The 16,155-nt window shown below is 65.2% G+C and carries 14 protein-coding genes; 5 read left to right on the forward strand and 9 right to left on the reverse strand.

The features are described 5' to 3' along the window. The first annotated feature begins 64 nt into the window (after positions 1 to 64). From HBNXHr_RS02210 to HBNXHr_RS02225, 4 genes are all read left to right on the forward strand, one after another. On the forward strand, positions 65 to 1,789 hold the full coding sequence (locus HBNXHr_RS02210) for a glycoside hydrolase family 97 protein (protein WP_275882990.1): 1,725 nt from the start codon (positions 65 to 67) through the stop codon (positions 1,787 to 1,789). Between the two features lie 113 nt (positions 1,790 to 1,902). Continuing rightward, on the forward strand, positions 1,903 to 3,414 hold the full coding sequence (locus tag HBNXHr_RS02215) for an alpha-L-arabinofuranosidase C-terminal domain-containing protein (RefSeq protein ID WP_275882991.1): 1,512 nt from the start codon (positions 1,903 to 1,905) through the stop codon (positions 3,412 to 3,414). A gap of 131 nt (positions 3,415 to 3,545) precedes the next feature. Continuing rightward, entirely contained in the window at positions 3,546 to 5,780 is a 2,235-nt protein-coding gene (locus HBNXHr_RS02220) for an endo-1,4-beta-xylanase (protein ID WP_275882992.1), read from the forward strand. A 90-nt stretch (positions 5,781 to 5,870) separates the two neighbouring features. Next, positions 5,871 to 7,910 (forward strand): beta-L-arabinofuranosidase domain-containing protein, encoded by a 2,040-nt coding sequence (locus HBNXHr_RS02225; RefSeq protein ID WP_275882993.1) that lies wholly within the window; start codon positions 5,871 to 5,873, stop codon positions 7,908 to 7,910. A gap of 232 nt (positions 7,911 to 8,142) precedes the next feature. Here HBNXHr_RS02225 and HBNXHr_RS02230 read toward each other — a convergent pair whose 3' ends face one another. Together HBNXHr_RS02230 and HBNXHr_RS02235 are read right to left on the reverse strand one after the other, a co-directional pair. Beyond that, on the reverse strand, positions 8,143 to 9,681 hold the full coding sequence (locus tag HBNXHr_RS02230; RefSeq protein ID WP_275882994.1) for an FGGY-family carbohydrate kinase: 1,539 nt from the start codon (positions 9,679 to 9,681) through the stop codon (positions 8,143 to 8,145). A 5-nt stretch (positions 9,682 to 9,686) separates the two neighbouring features. Then, positions 9,687 to 10,334, reverse strand: coding sequence for a class II aldolase/adducin family protein (locus HBNXHr_RS02235; protein WP_275882995.1), 648 nt, complete (start codon positions 10,332 to 10,334; stop codon positions 9,687 to 9,689). A gap of 123 nt (positions 10,335 to 10,457) precedes the next feature. On the opposite strand from HBNXHr_RS02235, the gene HBNXHr_RS02240 reads away from it, so the two are divergent. Then, entirely contained in the window at positions 10,458 to 10,691 is a 234-nt protein-coding gene (locus HBNXHr_RS02240; protein ID WP_275882996.1) for a hypothetical protein, read from the forward strand. Positions 10,692 to 10,718: 27 nt separating this feature from the next. Here the strand turns inward: HBNXHr_RS02240 and HBNXHr_RS02245 are convergent, their stop codons facing one another. From HBNXHr_RS02245 to aglM, 7 genes are all read right to left on the reverse strand, one after another. Further along, positions 10,719 to 11,390: an HAD family hydrolase gene (locus HBNXHr_RS02245; protein ID WP_275882997.1), complete on the reverse strand. Its 672-nt coding sequence runs from the start codon at positions 11,388 to 11,390 to the stop codon at positions 10,719 to 10,721. A gap of 213 nt (positions 11,391 to 11,603) precedes the next feature. Then, positions 11,604 to 12,359 (reverse strand): methyltransferase domain-containing protein, encoded by a 756-nt coding sequence (locus tag HBNXHr_RS02250; RefSeq protein WP_275882998.1) that lies wholly within the window; start codon positions 12,357 to 12,359, stop codon positions 11,604 to 11,606. Between the two features lies 1 nt (position 12,360). Beyond that, the gene (gene mch / locus HBNXHr_RS02255) at positions 12,361 to 13,293 is read right to left on the reverse strand and encodes a methenyltetrahydromethanopterin cyclohydrolase (RefSeq protein ID WP_275882999.1); all 933 of its coding nucleotides are present in this window, start codon (positions 13,291 to 13,293) and stop codon (positions 12,361 to 12,363) included. Positions 13,294 to 13,379: 86 nt separating this feature from the next. Further along, positions 13,380 to 13,697, reverse strand: coding sequence for a thiamine-binding protein (locus HBNXHr_RS02260; RefSeq protein ID WP_275883000.1), 318 nt, complete (start codon positions 13,695 to 13,697; stop codon positions 13,380 to 13,382). Positions 13,698 to 13,766: 69 nt separating this feature from the next. Further along, positions 13,767 to 14,129 carry a DUF5615 family PIN-like protein gene (locus HBNXHr_RS02265; RefSeq protein WP_008527195.1) on the reverse strand — a complete coding sequence of 121 codons (363 nt, stop codon included), beginning with the start codon at positions 14,127 to 14,129 and terminating at the stop codon, positions 13,767 to 13,769. After that, complete coding sequence (locus tag HBNXHr_RS02270; RefSeq protein WP_275739078.1) at positions 14,126 to 14,404, reverse strand: DUF433 domain-containing protein; 279 nt, start codon at positions 14,402 to 14,404, stop codon at positions 14,126 to 14,128. The genes HBNXHr_RS02265 and HBNXHr_RS02270 overlap by 4 nt, the downstream gene beginning before the upstream one ends. A gap of 101 nt (positions 14,405 to 14,505) precedes the next feature. Then, positions 14,506 to 15,804: a UDP-glucose 6-dehydrogenase AglM gene (gene aglM / locus HBNXHr_RS02275; RefSeq protein ID WP_275883001.1), complete on the reverse strand. Its 1,299-nt coding sequence runs from the start codon at positions 15,802 to 15,804 to the stop codon at positions 14,506 to 14,508. Between the last annotated feature and the right edge of the window lie 351 nt (positions 15,805 to 16,155).

Consider the following 16,155-nt stretch of genomic DNA (forward strand, 5'->3'; position numbering starts at 1 on the left):
GCCCACTCTTCGTCCGGCGGCGTCACCCCCTGATTCATTATCCCGTCGAGTGAACCCCGCGGGCATGGTCACGATCACCGATCCGACCGGCGGACTCACCGCCGAGGTCGATCCTGACGGGACGATATCGCTCGAACACGACGGCACTCGCGTGCTCGATCCATCGCCGTATGGCATCAGAACGCCGTACGGTCAGTTCCCGGACGACTTCGATCTGCGCGAGCAGTCCCAAGCCGAGATCGACGAGACCTACGAACTCTCCCACGGGAAGGAATCGAACCCGCACCATCTGGCGACCGAGACGACGCTGACCTTCGCGGGCGACGGCGGGACCGTCGACCTCCAGATCCGGGTCGCCACCGACGGCGTCGCCTACCGGTATCACATCGAGGGCGACCACGACCAGTATCTCCTGCCCGGCGACGAGTCCGGATTCCGGTTCCCCGACGGGGCAGTCGCCTGGGTCTCGGAGTACCAGGCCAACCACGAGGGTCACAGCTGCCAGTCGCCCGTGACCGCCCTCGAGGGCGAGTACAACCTCCCCGGCCTGTTTCGCGTCGGCGAGTCCTGGGCACTCATCGCTGAGGCCGGCGTCGACGGCACCTGGATGGCCGGGCGACTCACCCCTGCCGACGATCACCCGGTCGGCGTCGACATCGCGTTCCCCGAGGCGAGTCCGACCTCCCACGTCTGGGGCCACGACCCCGTCACCTCGCCGTGGCGGGTCGCCATCGTCGGCGACCTGGCGACCGTCGTCGAGTCGACGCTGCCGACCGACCTCGTTGAGGGGCCGGCGTTCGATCCCGAGTGGGTCGAACCGGGTCGCGTCGCGTGGTCGTGGTGGTCCAGCGGGTCGCAAGTCCGCGATTTCGAGACGCTGAAAGACTACGTCGACTACGCCGAAGAGCGCGGCTGGGAGTACGCCCTCGTCGACGCGGGCTGGGACGAAGCGTGGCTGCAGGACCTGGTCGACTACGCCGACGAGCGAGGCGTCGGCATCGAAGTCTGGGCCAACTTCATCGACTTGAACACCGAGAGCAAGCGCAAGCAGCGATTATCCCAGTGGAGCGAGTGGGGCGTCGCCGGGATCAAGGTGGACTTCATGGATAGCGACGACCAGGGGCGGATGCAGTTCTACACTGATCTGGCCGCCGATGCCGCCGAGCACGAACTCACCGTCAACTTCCACGGCTCGGCCGTCCCGACGGGCCTCCGGCGGCGCTATCCGAACATATTGACCTACGAGGGCGTCCGCGGCGCGGAGTACTACAAGTGGGACACGAACACGCCCGAGCACAACGCGATCCTGCCGTTCACCCGCAACGTGGTGGGGCCGATGGACTACACGCCAGTGACGTTCTCGGCCGACCGGCGACTCACCTCGGCGGGCCACGAACTCGCGCTGTCGGTCGTCTACGAGTCTGGCCTCCAGCATTACGCCGACAGCATCGAGAGCTACGCTGACTATCCACTCGCCGAAGACGTGCTCGAAGCTGTCCCCGCAGCCTGGGACGAGACGGTCTTCCTCGGCGGTCATCCCGGAAGCGAGGCGACGCTCGCCCGTCGGCGGGGTGAGCAGTGGTTCGTCGGGTCGATCACGGCCGGGCCCGCCCGGACGATCGAGGTGTCCCTGCCCGATCTCGACTTCCTCGACGGCTCGACGACGGCGACCGTCACGACCGACGCCGGGGACGGCGCGGGCCTCGAAGCGTTCGAGCGTGAGGTCTCCCCGGGCGGGACGCTGTCGGTCCCCGTCGCCGAGCACGGCGGGTTCGTCGCGAGACTCTGAGTTCCCGCCGTGTCGCGCCGTCGAAACTCCCACGGATCGCCCGTCGAATCCGCCGGACGGCTGCGTTCCTTCGAACACAATTTATAAATACGAATTGGCCGCTCGACTAGGCTATGGGCTCTGCAATTCACGTCCAGCAGCGCGAACCGATCGCCGAGATCGATCCGAACCTCTATGGCCACTTCGCCGAGCACCTCGGGCGGTGTATCTACGGCGGACTGTGGGTCGGTGAGGACGACCGCGTCCCGACCGAGGACGGCGTCCGCATGGACACGATCGAGCTTCTCGCGGATCTGGACATGCCTGTCCTGCGGTGGCCCGGCGGGTGTTTCGCCGACGACTACCACTGGGAGGACGGGATCGGACCGCGCGAGGAGCGGCCGACCCGCCGCAACGCGTTCTGGACGCAGGGACGTGCGGATATCCCCGAAGAGCCGAACGAGTTCGGCACGGAGGAGTTCATGCGGGTCTGTGATCTGCTTGACGCCGAACCGTACCTCGCGGCCAACCTCGGCAGCGGGTCGCCCGGCGAGGCGGCCGACTGGCTGGAGTACTGCAACTACGACGGGGACACGGAACTCGCGAACCGCCGGGCGGAAAACGGCAGCGAGGAGCCTCACGACGTGAAGTTCTGGGGCGTGGGTAACGAGAACTGGGGGTGTGGCGGCCGGATGAGTCCGGAACAATACGCCGAGGAGTTCCGTCGCTTCGCAACCTACCTCCGCAGCGTCGACGGCCTCCTGAGCGAGGAAGACGTCGAACTCGTTTCCGTCGGGCACATCCACGACGACTGGAACCGCAAGTTCCTCGACGCGCTCTCTGAGTGTGCGAGTTTCACCGAGGGTCCCTACGACCTGATGGAGCACATGTCCGTCCACCGGTACTACGAGGCGGGCAGCGACACGGACTTCGACGACGAGGAGTACTTCCGACTGCTCGCGCGCTCTCGCAAAGTCGGCGGCGACGTCGACAACGCCGTCGACGCGCTGTCGATCTACGCGCCCGAATCCGACATCAGTATCGTCGTCGACGAGTGGGGCGTCTGGCACCCCGAAGCGACCAACACGAACGGCCTCGAACAGGAGAACACGGTCCGGGACGCGATTTCGGCGGCCGGCGTCTTCGACGACCTCCACGAGCGGGCCGACGTGGTCGCGATGGCGAACATCGCCCAGACAGTCAACGTCCTGCAATGCCTGGTCCAGACCGACGAGGACGACGCCTGGCCGACCCCGACCTATCACGTGTTCGACCTCTACGAGGGCCACGCCGGCGGGACGGCCCTCGATACGGTCGTCGACACCGACGAGCGCGAGGTCGAGGACGAACCCTACGACGTGCCGCTGGTCAGTGCCTCGGCCTCCGAGCACGACGAGGAGATCTACGTGACGCTGTCGAACCGGGCCCTGGAGAGCGAGGACGTCACCCTTACGCTCGACGACGATGGCGCAACTGTCCGCGACAGCGCGGTGCTGTTCGCCGACACCGACGTCGAGGCGTACTCGCGGAAGGACAACGCGGAGGCGTTCGCGCCCCAGGAGATCGACGTCGAGGCGACCGGCGACGGGACGTTCGAGGTCACGGTGCCGGCGAGTTCGGTCGTGGCGCTGACCGTCGACGTCTGATTCCAGTCCCGTCTACTGATTTTGCTGGCCTCGTTGTTCGGCGGCATGTCGTCGCCTCGCCGTGTCTGTGCCTGTGCGCTCGATCAAAAACAATAAACCATGTTGTTACGACACCCTGACAAATGGCACCAATGAACGATGACGGCGACAGTCACAGCGACCGGCGCACGTTTCTCAAATCGATCGGGGCACTCGGCGCGAGTACGGCAGTGGGGACCGGAGCGATCGGTTCGGTCACGGCCGACGAGCACCTCGACCAATATCACCGGACGCTCAGGGAGGAACTCACCGACGAGCGGGGGCTTCCAGCAGGGGAGTTCGTCTACGGCGGGACCGAGAAGGCGCCATTGGACGCGTTCAGCCACAACGGCGGGGAGGGCGGTACCGAAACCGAGATGGACGTCTCGGCCGACGACGTGCCGATCACGATCGCCGACAGACTCCAGGTCACCGAGACGCCGGAGAACGCCTACGCCTACACGTACAAGGGCTCCATCGATGACCGGTCGTTCAGCCAGGGTGACGTCCTCCTCGGGGTGGCGTACCTCAGGGGTGTGGACACGGCAAGCGCGGACGCCGAGGTCCAGACCCAGGCCGGGTTCAAGTGGGAGTACACCAACCCTGACGGCTCGACGGGCTACTCCAGCAACATGGTCGTCAGCCCGGCGAACGTCTCTCCCGGGTCAGATTGGCAGCGTCACTACTTCGTCGTCGAGATCGGCGAGAAACCCGACGGCTCCGAGTTCCAGCCGTTCTTCGAGTTCTGGACCGGATTCACCGCACAGACGATCGACTTCGGCGGGATGGCGCTGATCGATTACAGCGACACGGACGTCACGGCCGGGCGACTCAACGAGTTGCTCGTCTCGTATGACTACGACGGCCGCGGGGCGGACGCCCAGTGGCGCCAGGCGGCCCACGATCGGATCGAGAAGATCCGCAAGACCGACGTCGAGGTCGAAGTGCTCGATGGCGACGGGAACGCCGTCGCCGACGCCGACGTCGAGGTCGCGATGGCCGAACACGCTTTCGACTTCGGCGGCGAGTTCACGCTCTCCCAGATCGGCGACCGATGGGATTCTGACGTCGCCGAGACCTACCGCCGGACGTGGCTGGAGAACTTCAACAAGGGCGTTCTCACGAACGCACTGAAGGTCTCACCCTGGAGCGGCGAGTGGGGCGAAGCCGTCAATGCGGACACGGCGCGCCGCGCCATCCAGTGGTTGCTCGACAACGACGTCCCGACACGGGGCCACGCGTTAGTCTGGGAGGAATGGGACTGGATGAACATCGACGCCGAGCAGTCCGACGCGGCGATCAACGACCTCGTCACCGAGCGGATCCGCACGCGCGCCAGCGAGTTCCGGGGCGACTTCGTCGAGTGGGACATGCACAACCACCCGATCTGGCAGCCCAACATCCGCGAACAGATCGGCCGGGAGGCCGCCCTCGAGTGGTGGCAGACCGCCCACGATGCCGCGCCGGACGCCCAGATGTACGTCAACGAGATGAACATCATCGCCGGGAGCAGCTATCGCGACCCCTACGACGAGTTCATCACCTGGCTCATGGACAACGATGCCGGCGTCGAGGGGATCGGGTTCATGGGCCACTTCGACATCACCAACCTGACGCCGCCCGCGGAACTCCTCTCGGTGTTCGACCGCTTCGGCGAACACGGCGTCCCGCTGCAGATCACGGAGTTCGACGTCCAGATGGACACCCGCGATGACGAGGCCAAGGTCGAGGCCCAGGCTGACTACGTCCGTGACGTGCTCACGGCGGCGTTCAGCCACAAGGCCGTCGAGGGGGTGATGTCCTGGTGCTTCTGGGACGAGAGTGGTGAACCCAAGCGCTACTACAGCGAGGACTGGACGCTCCGTCCACATGGTGAGGAGTATCAGCGCCTGGTCTTCGAGGAGTGGTGGACCGAGGAATCCGGCACGACCGACGGCGACGGTGTCTACGCCACGGACGGGTTCAAGGGCACCTACACGATCACGGCGACCGACGGCGACCAAACTGCCGAACGCGCGGTCGAGATCGGCGACGACACCGGCACCGTGACGGTCACACTCGGCGAGAGCGACGCCGGTGGGGGCCAAAAGGACGATAGCGACGACGAAACCGAGACCCCGCCCGGCGCGTTGCCCGGCGGCGAGGGACCGCCCCAGGACCTCGACGGCGACGGTCGTCACGAGGATGTCGACGGCGACGGCGACGCCGATATCGCCGACTTGCGGTCGCTGTTGAACAACCGCGACAGCGGGATGGTCCAGGAAAACGCCGGGGCGTACGACTTCGACGGCGACGGAGACGTCGACGCCGGCGACGTGCTTGCGCTGTTCCGACAGCTCTACCGGTAGGATCACTGATCGGGCAGCTATTTTCGTGTCTCCGGGCGAGTCGGCGTCGGATACAAACGCTTATCGTGGAGACTATCCAGCCATCGAATCATGGACGGGAACCGGCAGTCCCCCCCGATCGAGACCGTGACGATCGACGACGAGTTCTGGACGCCGTGGCGCGAACGCAATCGCGACGTCACGGTCGAATACCAGTACGAGCAACTCGAAGAGGCGGGCACGCTCGACAATTTCCGGCGGGTACGCGACGGCAAACGCGGCGGGCACAGTGGCATGTGGTTCCAGGATTCGGACGCCTACAAGTGGATCGAGGCGGCGAGTTACGTCCTTGCCTCGCGGGACGACGACGACCTGGAAGCCCGCGTCGACGAGGTGATCGATCTGATCGCCGATGCCCAGGGGGCCGACGGCTACCTCAACACCTACTTCGACCTGGAGGTACCCGAGAAACGCTGGAGCAACCTCAACACGATGCACGAACTGTACTGCGGGGGCCACCTGATCGAGGCCGCGGTCGCGCACTACCGCGCGACCGGCAAGGAAACCCTGCTCGACGTGGCGCGGAGCTTCGCCGATCACGTCGACGAGATGTTTCCCCAGCAGATCGACGGCGCGCCGGGCCACCAGGAGATCGAACTCGCGCTGATCAAACTCGCTGCCGTGACCCACGAGGACCGGTATCGCGACCTCGCGGCGTACTTCGTCGACGTGCGCGGGAATACCGATCGCTTCGCGTGGGAGAACGACCACCGCGAGGAGATCGCGACGCTCGAGGAGTGGGAGGGCGACGAGGGCGGTGCGGAGGGTGACGGTGAGATCGGGGCGGACGACGAAGACGCCGACAGCGATGGCGACGCCGAGGAGGGTACTGACGACGCTACGGCGGAGAACGACGACGTCGAGGGCGACGACGAGTGGGCGGACGCCGAGGTCGAACCGTACGACGCGAGTTACAACCAGGCCCACGCCCCGCTTCGCGACCAGGAGGCCGTCGAGGGCCACGCCGTCCGGGCGATGTACTACTTCGCCGGTGCGACCGATGTCGCCGCCGCGACGGGCGACGATGATCTGCTCGCCCACCTCGATGCCCTCTGGGAGAACATGACCCGGCGGCGGATGTACGTCACCGGCGGGATCGGCTCCCAGCACCCCGGCGAGCGCTTCACGATCGATTACCACCTGCCGAACGAGACGGCCTACGCCGAGACGTGCGCAGCGATCGGGAGCATCTTCTGGAACCAGCGCCTGTTCGAAGCGACTGGCGACGCAAAGTACACTGACCTGATCGAGTGGACGCTGTATAATGCCGTACTGCCGGGCGTCTCGCTCGATGGGCGGGAGTTCTTCTACGACAACCCGCTCGCGAGTGACGGTGACAGCCACCGGGAGGGGTGGTTCGACTGTGCGTGCTGTCCGCCGAACGTCGCGCGATTGCTCGCCTCGCTCGAACGGTATCTTTACGCCACCGACGACGACGAGGCACTCTACGTCAACCAGTACGTCGGCGGGACGGCCGAGCTATCGGTCGGCGGAACGGGCGTCTCGATCAGCCAGGATGCTGCCCTGCCATGGGAGGGCAGCGTCACGCTCGACATCGACGCCGCGGAACCAGCCACGTTCGCCCTCCGGCTCCGGGTGCCCGGCTGGGCCGAGGACGTCTCGATCACTGTCGACGGCGAGGCGGTCGACACGGCCGTCGACGCCGCGGACGCGCCGACGTACGTCACGCTCGACCGGGAGTGGGCGGACGCCGAGGTCAGCGTCGAGTTCGGGATGGGCGTCGAAATCCTGCAAGCCCACCCCGCCGTCGCGGCCGACGCCGGCCGGGTGGCACTGACGCGCGGGCCGCTGGTGTACTGTCTGGAGGGCGTCGATCACGACCGGCCCCTCCACCAGTACGCGATCGATCCCGACGCGACATTCGAGGCGGTTCATCACGACGAGTTGCTCGAGGGCGTGACAGTCCTCGACGGCGACGCCACGGTGCCGTCACTCGACGGCTGGGACGATGAACTCTACCGGCCCGCTGTCGAAACTGCGACGGAGAACGTGTCGATCACCGCCGTCCCCTACTACGCCTGGGACAACCGCGACCCCGGCGAGATGGCTGTCTGGGTGCGAGAAGCGTAGGGCTGGTAGCTAAGATAAGGACTCAAACTGAGTGAGACTGCTCTGAAAGCCCTCGCCAGTTTCGGTCCCGCGACTTGCTGCGCGCTTCGGTCGCTTCGCGCCCTGCAGTGCTCACGTCGTCGGGGTTCCCGAAACTGACTCGCCCTTTCATTCCACCAGGATTTGGATTCATAGCCGACAGAAACGCTCTCGTTGCTCGGTACTTAGCTGAACACCGCCGTAGGCCCGACCCTTACAGCTGCGCGAGGTCGTGCATTTCGTCTTTGGTGTTCTGATAGAGTCGCTTGTAGATGTCGTAGTACTCGTCGTAGATGTCGACGTTCTCTGGCTCCGGCGTGTACACCTCCCCAGTCTCGGTCCACTCGGTGGCGACGTCGTAGTCCTCGAACAGTCCCGTCCCGACGCCGACGACCAGCGCGTCGCCAAGCGGCGCGCCGACGCCGCCGGCCGGCACCTCCATCACACGACCGGTGACATCGGCCAGAATCTGCATCCACAGCTCGGAGTTCGAAACGCCGCCGACGACGCTGGTCTCGGGCTTCAGCGGAATCCCGATCTCCTCGGCGACCTCGACGTTGTGCCGGAGGCTGTACCCGCCGGCCTCCATCAGCGCCCGGTACATGTGGGACTTGCCGTGATAGAGCGACAGTCCGGTGAACATCCCGCGCGCGTCCGGATCCCAGATGGGCGAGCGCTCGCCCTTGAAATAGGGCAGCGCGACCAGCCCTTCCGATCCCGCCGGGACGTCCTCGGCCTTCATGTTCAGCAACTCGAAGGGATCCACGTCGACGAGTTCGCCGGCCTGTTCCTCGGGACCGCCGAACTCGTCCTTGAACCACTCGATCAGCCCGCCAGTCGTGGCCGAGCCCCCCCAGGTGTAGATTTTCTCGTCGCTGTCGGCGACGTGGGGCATCGAGACGAGCTGCTGATCCAGACCCGCACCCTCGTGGATGGTCCCCCAGCACGTCGAGGTCCCCATCATGCTGACGTTGTCGCCTTCCTCGAAGGCTCCCGCGGCCAGCGTCGCCATCGGTGCGTCGACGCCGCCAGCGAGCACCGGCGTCCCCTCCGGCAGCCCGCTCGCTTCGGCCGCATCGGCGGTCACCTCACCGACGATCTCCTCGGAGGGGACCAGTCGCTCGGGAAACTTCTCGACCGGGATCTCGAGCATCTCGCAGGCTTCTTCGGACCACTCCAGCTCGTGGATGTCGAAGACCCCGCCGACGTTGCCGGCCGAAGAGTAATCGACGGCCAGCTCGTCGGTCATGACGTACTCGACGTAGTTGTTCGGCGGGACGAAGTTCTCGATATCGTCCCAGACGTCGGGCTCGTGTTCCTTGATCCAGCGGATCTTCGTGTACCCGTAATACGAATCGACGTAGTTGCCGGTGATCTCGAAGAGCCGATCGAGGTCGACATTCTCCTTGACCCACTCGACCTGGTCGGTCGCGCGGCGGTCCATCCAGATGAGACAGGGGTAGACCGGTTCCCCCTCGTCATCGAGGGGGACGCCCGCACCGCCGTAGAGGCTGGAGATGCTGATCCCGCGGATCTCGGCGGGGTCGACCTCGGCCTCGTCGATGGCTTGCTGGATCGAGTCGTAGGTGGCCTCGACCCAGACATCGGGCCACTGCTGGGCCCACGACGGTTCGGGCTGTTCGACCTCGTAGCCGGCATTCCCGGAGCCCAGCACCTCGCCCTCCGGCGAGACGATGATCGTCTTCGTACTGTTCGTCCCGATGTCCGTCCCCACGAGGTATTGTCCGTCCATCGGAATCACTCCTGGCCGTAGCCCTCGAGATACTCCTGGTTGAGGCGTTCGGCCTCCTCGTCGGGGATCTCCTCGGGCGTGCCCAGGTCCTCGGCAATCGAGGAGATCTTCGCGCTGTGTTCGATGTGGAGCGCGGCCTTCAGCGCGTCGCCGGGGGTGTCACCGGCGGCGAACAGGCCGTGGTTCTTCATCAGCAGGCCCTGGAACTTCCCCTCGCCCGTGTGCTTGGCGAACTCCTCGCCGATGGCTTCGGTCCCCGGCGGGACGTACGAAGAGACGGGGATCGACTCGCCGAAGGTGTCTGCGAGTTCGGTGACGTAGACGGGGAGTTCCCGCCCGGCGGCGGCGAAGGCGGTCGCGTACGTCGAATGAGTGTGGATGATCCCGCCGAGTTCCTCGTTTGCCCGATAGATGTGGAGATGTGCGCCCGTGTCCACGGAGGGCTTGAGATCGCCCTCGATGACCTCGCCGTCCATGTCCACGACGACGAGGTTCTCCGGCGAGAGTTCGTCGTAGTTGACGCCGCTGGGTTTGATCACGACCCGATCACCCTCACGACCGCTGACGTTGCCGCTGGTGCCCCTGACGAGGTCGTTTTCCGGCAGTGCCATCAGCGTCTCGTAGACCGTCTCGCGTAGACTCTCGAGTGCCATGTTCACCCGACCGTTCGCTTGGGTGGGTAAAATCTCTTGGTACTGCTCGACCCGGGTTCTATCGGTCGAATCTGTCGACGATATCAACAAAATACTTTTGAACTGATCGTCGTAGTGTCACGCATGGTCGACATCGCAGAGGTCGCTCTGGGTCTGGGACTCACACTCGCCGGGGTCGCGTCGATCGTCGGCGCTCGCTCGATCGCGGACCTCTCCGAGCAACTGGACGCGATCGGGAGCACGCACTCGGCCGCCGAGACGGAGGCGGCGCCGTGGAAAGTCTCGATGTACAGATATTCCGGTGCGTTCATCGCCTTTCTCGGCCTGCTGTTCGTCCTGGCCGGTCTCGGGCTTTGAACCGGCACTGGCCTCCTTTGGTTTCCGCTAGTGCCAGGGTTCCTCGGCCACGTCGTGCATCGACTCGACCCGATGATCGGGGACGGGGTCCGGGTCGATGCTGGCGTCCCCGTCGAGCCAGACCGACCGCAGTCCGGCGTTGTGTGCGCCGGCGACGTCGGCCGAGAGGGAGTTGCCGACGTGGACGGCCCGGTCGCGATCGACATCGAGTTCGTCGAGTGCCGTGTAGAACGGTTCGGGATCGGGCTTGTAGGCCGCGTCGTGGCCGCCGTGTACGATCGTCTCGAAGCGGTCTCCGATCCCGAGGCCGGCGAGTTTCTGGGACTGCATCCACGGGTCGCCGTTGGTGACGAGGCCGACGCGATACCGCTCGGCAGCCGTTTGGACGGCCTCCCGGGCGCCGGGCAGAAACCGGACGTTCGACTGGTCGCGCTCGGCCTCGAAGGCCTCGGCGACAGCCCTGCCCACGTCTTCGTCGAGTCCCGCCTCCTCGGCGAACGCCGCGAAACTCCGCCGGCGGAGGTCCCGGATGTCGTCACCCGGGCGTGTGAACTCCTCGAAGCGATCGTAGAACGTCTCGACGGAGAACCATGGCTCGACGCCGACCCGGTCGAAGGCCGCCGACAGCACGTCCCCGGCGGGGCGGCGATACTCACAGAGGGTGTCGTCAAGATCGAACAGCACGGCGTCGACGGTCATTGAGTGATTCGACGGGCCGCTGATTCAAAACGACAACGGACAACGCCGACGGACGGACTTTCACCCTGGCCGGCACCCTCTCAGCCATGATTATCGCCGAAATCGAGACCGACTACGAGGGCGTGACCACGTCCCTCGATATCGACTTCACAGAGCGCTTTTCGCTGGCGGAGTGATTCACGAACCGCTCTTGGCTGGCGGAGTGACGATCGTTCACTCCTTGACAGCAACGATTCGCAGCCGGCGGTAGTCCGCCGTCCAGGTCTCGCCGTCGAAGTATTCCTCCCGCAGGGCGTCTTCGGCGTCGCTGATGACGGCCGCCCGGGTCTCGTCGTCGAGATGGTCGAGCAGGTCGTCACAGAACATGTCGTAGAGTTGCCGCAGGCCGTTCTCGCCACCCTCGAGCTCGGTCGGCCGGTCGAACAGCCGCGCCAAGCGGACTTCGAATCCGTGATCCGAAAGCCGTGGCGCGTATTCGTCGATACTCGCGAAATACCACGGCAGTTCGGCGTCGTATCCCCGCTCCCGGAGTGCCGACTGGAGTGCCCCGTTGATCGCGGCCACGTTCCCGCGGCCACCGAACTCCGCCACCAGCCGGCCACCCGGGACCAGCGCGTCGGCGATGGTCGAGAGCAGTGCATCCTGATCGTCGATCCAGTGGAAGGCAGCGTTCGAGAAGACGGCATCGAACGACTCGTCGGGGTCGAACGCCGTCGCGTCGGCCACCCGAAACGTCGGCTCGGAATGTCGATCGCGGGCGGCGTCGATCATCTCGGCGGAACTGTCGATCCCGACGACTTCAGGTTCGCTCGCTGCGATCTCGGCTGTCAGTTCTCCCGTCCCACAACCGATGTCGAGGATCCGCTCGCCCGGCTGTGGATCGAGCAGCGACAGCAGCGACTCGCCGTACTCGTAGACGAACGCGTGATCCTCGTAGGCCGCCGGATCCCAGTCGTTTCCGTCGCTCATCTCACAGCCCGAAACTCTCGACGAGTAGTGCCTCGTCGGTCTCGCCGTAGACGGCCGTCTCCCCACCGATGACGTCGACGGTGACCTGCGCGGGGCCGAAGACCTCCGCGGGCAGTTCTTCGAAGTCCCAGTCGGCGTCCTCGAAGATCTCGGCGAAGGGTTGACTGTACTCCTCGCCTGCCGTCGAGGGGATCTCCTCGAATCGGTCGAACTCGCTCTCGACGGTGAGGTGGACGCGACCGCCGTAGGCGAGTACGTCGTTCGTCCGCGCGATAGCCGCCTCCTCGCTTTCGGCGACGGGCGCGACGGGTGCGACGCCCGATACCGAGTGGACATCTTCGGGATCGTAGCCCAATTCAAACAGCTGGAAGACGGCAGATTCACTCGCTCGCGCGCCCGCTGCGACGCTGCCGGTAATCGACGCCGTCGAAAACGCCGGGAGGAAGACGCTACTTTCGGGGACGCCCGCGAGGTCGGCGACCTGGGCTGCGGCCGCCTCGGTCGGCAGCGCGTCGCTCTCGACGGCGAGCACGGCGAAGTCGAAGGCCTCGACGTACTCCAGCCGCTCGAAGATTTCCTCTCTGGCGACCAAGGCCCGTGCGGGGCCGCTACCCAGCCCCTCGAAATCCTCGGTCGCGAGTTCCCAGCCGGCCTTCTGCCCGGCGAGCAGCGCCAGTGCCGGGTGGTCGGTCGTCACCTCGACGTGGGGGAGGGCGGCGTCGCCGACCGACTCCAGTCGCGTGGTGACGGAGGCGAGTCCCGCGGTCTGGATCTCGGTGAGCATCAGCCCCGCTTCGACGCCACCAGCGTGCTCGACGCCGAAGTCGAGGACCGTCGTCTCGTTGTCGAGTCGATACTCCGCGATGCCGAGCTCGTCGGCGAAGTCGATGGCCTCGTCGACGAGTTCGGTGCCGAGGCGATTGAGTTGGTCCATACGCCCCGATCGATCCCCGACCCTGAAAACCCATCCCTCCCGGCTAGTTGGTACCGGTCCGGTGTCACGTCCCAACGCGAGGGGTCTTACTCCTCGGCGTCGCGTTTGGGATCGTGCCCGAGTTCCTCGGCGACGGACTCGACTTTCTCGCCGGCAGCGTGTTCGACGGCGCGCTTGTCGTCGATCTTGAGGAAGGTCTCGACGCGATCGGCGTCGACCGCCGCGTGGGCGTCGGCGGCCGCTTCGAAGAGCGCGTCGGCGTCCTCGGCCTCGATGATCGTCCCCATCGGCGTGGTCTCGTAGCCGACGTCGTGTTCCTCGATCGCCGCGACCGCCTTGGCGACCTCGCCCGACATGCTGCCTTCGATGACCGGTGCGACGCTCAGGAAGCCAAACGCTGTCATAGGTGCGTGTGGGTTCGCGGCGTACAAAACGGTTCGTGGTCTGTCTCGAAACGGCGGAAGAAGAGGGGGTCAATCCTGTAACCACTCGTACCACGTGTCGATCTCGACGTATTCGTCACGGAGTTCCTCGGCTCCGTACTGTTCGAACACTTCTTCGACAGTCCGAGCGAATCCCTCCGGATCGTCGTCGGGTAGTGACTGGTCATAGTAGATCAGCAGTCCAGCGTGGTCCGTTTTGCGATGCAGCAATTCGAAATCCCTCGCGTTGTTCGACACCAACACGACGTCGTTTCGGTCACACCATTGGAGCAACTCCTCGTCTGTCGTGTATTCGCCGAACCGATCTTTTGCCTGGCTGACGTCGAATCCGCGGTCCCGAAGCACGTGTTCGCAAATCCGGCTGACGTGTTCGTCTAGAAGCAGCTGACTCATGAAACCGGTTCTTTCGGCTGCAGCGACGACTCACGCAACCGGTCGCGCGTCTCCGCGTTCTCGCGTTCGATCGCCCGGATTTCCTCGATGTTGTCATAATAATACGAGAGGGCCTCGTAGACGGCCCCCAACGAGATATCGAGCTGATCAGCTACGTAGGCGGGTGCATACCCTGCATCGACTACTTTCCCGGCGACGTGTCGGACGCCGATTCGGGTCCCCTCGATCCGCGGTTCTCCCCCGAGGATGTCCTCGGTTCGGACGATGCTTGACATTGTATAAAGACATTGATCGTGTCGATATATAAACGTTCGTCAGGGTCTCACCCGTCTGGTATCTATTTCCCAGCCAATTACCTGAATTGACTCTTTCACCCTTACCAGGTCAGGCCGTCGTACTCGATGCCGTCCCGGGGCTCGACGATCCGGCGACCGTCGATCACGACGGGGTCAGCCATCGCCTCGAACTCCGCATCGAGGGCCCCAAACTCGTCCCAGTCGGTGACGAACAGCGCCGCGCTGGCACCCTCTAAAGCTTCGGCCGCACTGTCGGCGTAGGTGAGATCGGGGTACTGCTCGCGCATGTTCTCGGTCGCGACGGGGTCGTAGGCGACGACCTCGGCGTCGCGTTCAAGTAGCCCCTCGATGACCGGGACGGCTCGCGTATAGCGGATGTCGTCCGTCCCAGGCTTGAACGCGAGGCCCATCACGGCGACACGCTGGCCGGCGACGTCGGTGTGGTCGTCCAGCAGGTCGAGGAGTCGCTCGGGCTGGCGGTCGTTGACCTCGACCGTGGCGTCGAGCAGGACGGGATCGTAGTCGCGGTCGCGTGCGGCGGCGCGGATCGCCGCGACGTCCTTGGGGAAGCAGCTGCCCCCCCACCCCAGGCCCGAGCGGAGGAAGTGTTCGTCGATGCGGTGGTCCAGCGCGATGGCGTCGGCGACCTCGTAGGCGTCGACGCCGTACTCCTTGCAGATGTTCCCGAGTTCGTTGATGAGGCTGACCTTCGTCGCGAGGAAGGCGTTGTTTGCGTACTTGATCATCTCGGCCTCGCGGATCCCCGTCTCGACGATCGCGGGATCGCCCGCGGCGGCCTCGACCAGCGGCTCGTAGACCCGCTTCAGCGTCTCGACGGCCTGCTCGTCCTCGGCACCGATGACGATCTTGTCGGGATCCTTGAAGTCATCGAGGGCGAACCCTTCCCGGAGGAACTCGGGGTTCATCGCGATCCGGAACCCCTCGCCGACGGTCTGCCCCGAGGCGTCCTCGATGGCGGGGGCGATCGTCTCGGCGGTCGTCCCGGGGATGACGGTACTCTTGACGACCACGAGGTGATCGCTGTCCTTCTCGGCGATGACCTCGCCGAGTGACGCTGCGGCGGCTTCCATCGCTGAGAGGTCGATACTGCCGTCGGCCTTGGAGGGGGTCGGCAGCGCGAGGAACGTGACGTCGCTGTCAGCTATCTCGTCGTAGTCCGTGGTCGCGACTAGCGAGTCACCGCCGTATTCGGCCATGAGCTCGTCCAGGCCGGGCTCGTGGATGGGTGCTTCGCCGTTATTGACGGCTGCCACGACGTCCTCGTCGATATCGACGTTCGTGACTGTGTGGCCCAACTCCGCGAACCAGGCGGCGATCGTCGTGCCGATGTATCCGCTGCCGACGACGCTTACGTGCATCGTTGGGATTTCAGGCCCTTCGGATTTGGTCGTTTCCCTTTCGACATCCGATTCACGTTCGAACGTGGGTTTCACGGGTAATTCCTCCCACAGTCGTGCGATCGGGATCGCTTTCGGGAATCGGGCCGCATACCCGCTTGAGATGCAAGAGGAGGTCGACCCCGCTGATTCCGCTCTCCACGTCAGTCGATCGAGACACCCGCGGACGCGATAGAGCGTCGACGAACGCAACCACGGTCGGTGACCTCATCGAGGACTGGTCCGGCGACGCCGCGATGTCTCAACTGCGTGGCTCGGAATGAGGGCCGCGACCGAACGACGGTAAGCCGCTATCCCTGCCACGATTTTGCC

It is taken from the genome of Halorhabdus sp. BNX81, from assembly GCF_029229925.1.
Lineage (GTDB): Archaea > Halobacteriota > Halobacteria > Halobacteriales > Haloarculaceae > Halorhabdus.

Coding starts and splice junctions, on each gene's coding strand:
- HBNXHr_RS02210 (WP_275882990.1), top strand. CDS start 65: ATGGTCACGATCACCGATCCGACCGGCGGACTCACCGCCGAGGTCGAT.
- HBNXHr_RS02215 (WP_275882991.1), top strand. CDS start 1,903: ATGGGCTCTGCAATTCACGTCCAGCAGCGCGAACCGATCGCCGAGATC.
- HBNXHr_RS02220 (WP_275882992.1), top strand. CDS start 3,546: ATGAACGATGACGGCGACAGTCACAGCGACCGGCGCACGTTTCTCAAA.
- HBNXHr_RS02225 (WP_275882993.1), top strand. CDS start 5,871: ATGGACGGGAACCGGCAGTCCCCCCCGATCGAGACCGTGACGATCGAC.
- HBNXHr_RS02230 (WP_275882994.1), bottom strand. CDS start 9,681: ATGGACGGACAATACCTCGTGGGGACGGACATCGGGACGAACAGTACG.
- HBNXHr_RS02235 (WP_275882995.1), bottom strand. CDS start 10,334: ATGGCACTCGAGAGTCTACGCGAGACGGTCTACGAGACGCTGATGGCA.
- HBNXHr_RS02240 (WP_275882996.1), top strand. CDS start 10,458: ATGGTCGACATCGCAGAGGTCGCTCTGGGTCTGGGACTCACACTCGCC.
- HBNXHr_RS02245 (WP_275882997.1), bottom strand. CDS start 11,390: ATGACCGTCGACGCCGTGCTGTTCGATCTTGACGACACCCTCTGTGAG.
- HBNXHr_RS02250 (WP_275882998.1), bottom strand. CDS start 12,359: ATGAGCGACGGAAACGACTGGGATCCGGCGGCCTACGAGGATCACGCG.
- mch (WP_275882999.1), bottom strand. CDS start 13,293: ATGGACCAACTCAATCGCCTCGGCACCGAACTCGTCGACGAGGCCATC.
- HBNXHr_RS02260 (WP_275883000.1), bottom strand. CDS start 13,697: ATGACAGCGTTTGGCTTCCTGAGCGTCGCACCGGTCATCGAAGGCAGC.
- HBNXHr_RS02265 (WP_008527195.1), bottom strand. CDS start 14,129: ATGAGTCAGCTGCTTCTAGACGAACACGTCAGCCGGATTTGCGAACAC.
- HBNXHr_RS02270 (WP_275739078.1), bottom strand. CDS start 14,404: ATGTCAAGCATCGTCCGAACCGAGGACATCCTCGGGGGAGAACCGCGG.
- aglM (WP_275883001.1), bottom strand. CDS start 15,804: ATGCACGTAAGCGTCGTCGGCAGCGGATACATCGGCACGACGATCGCC.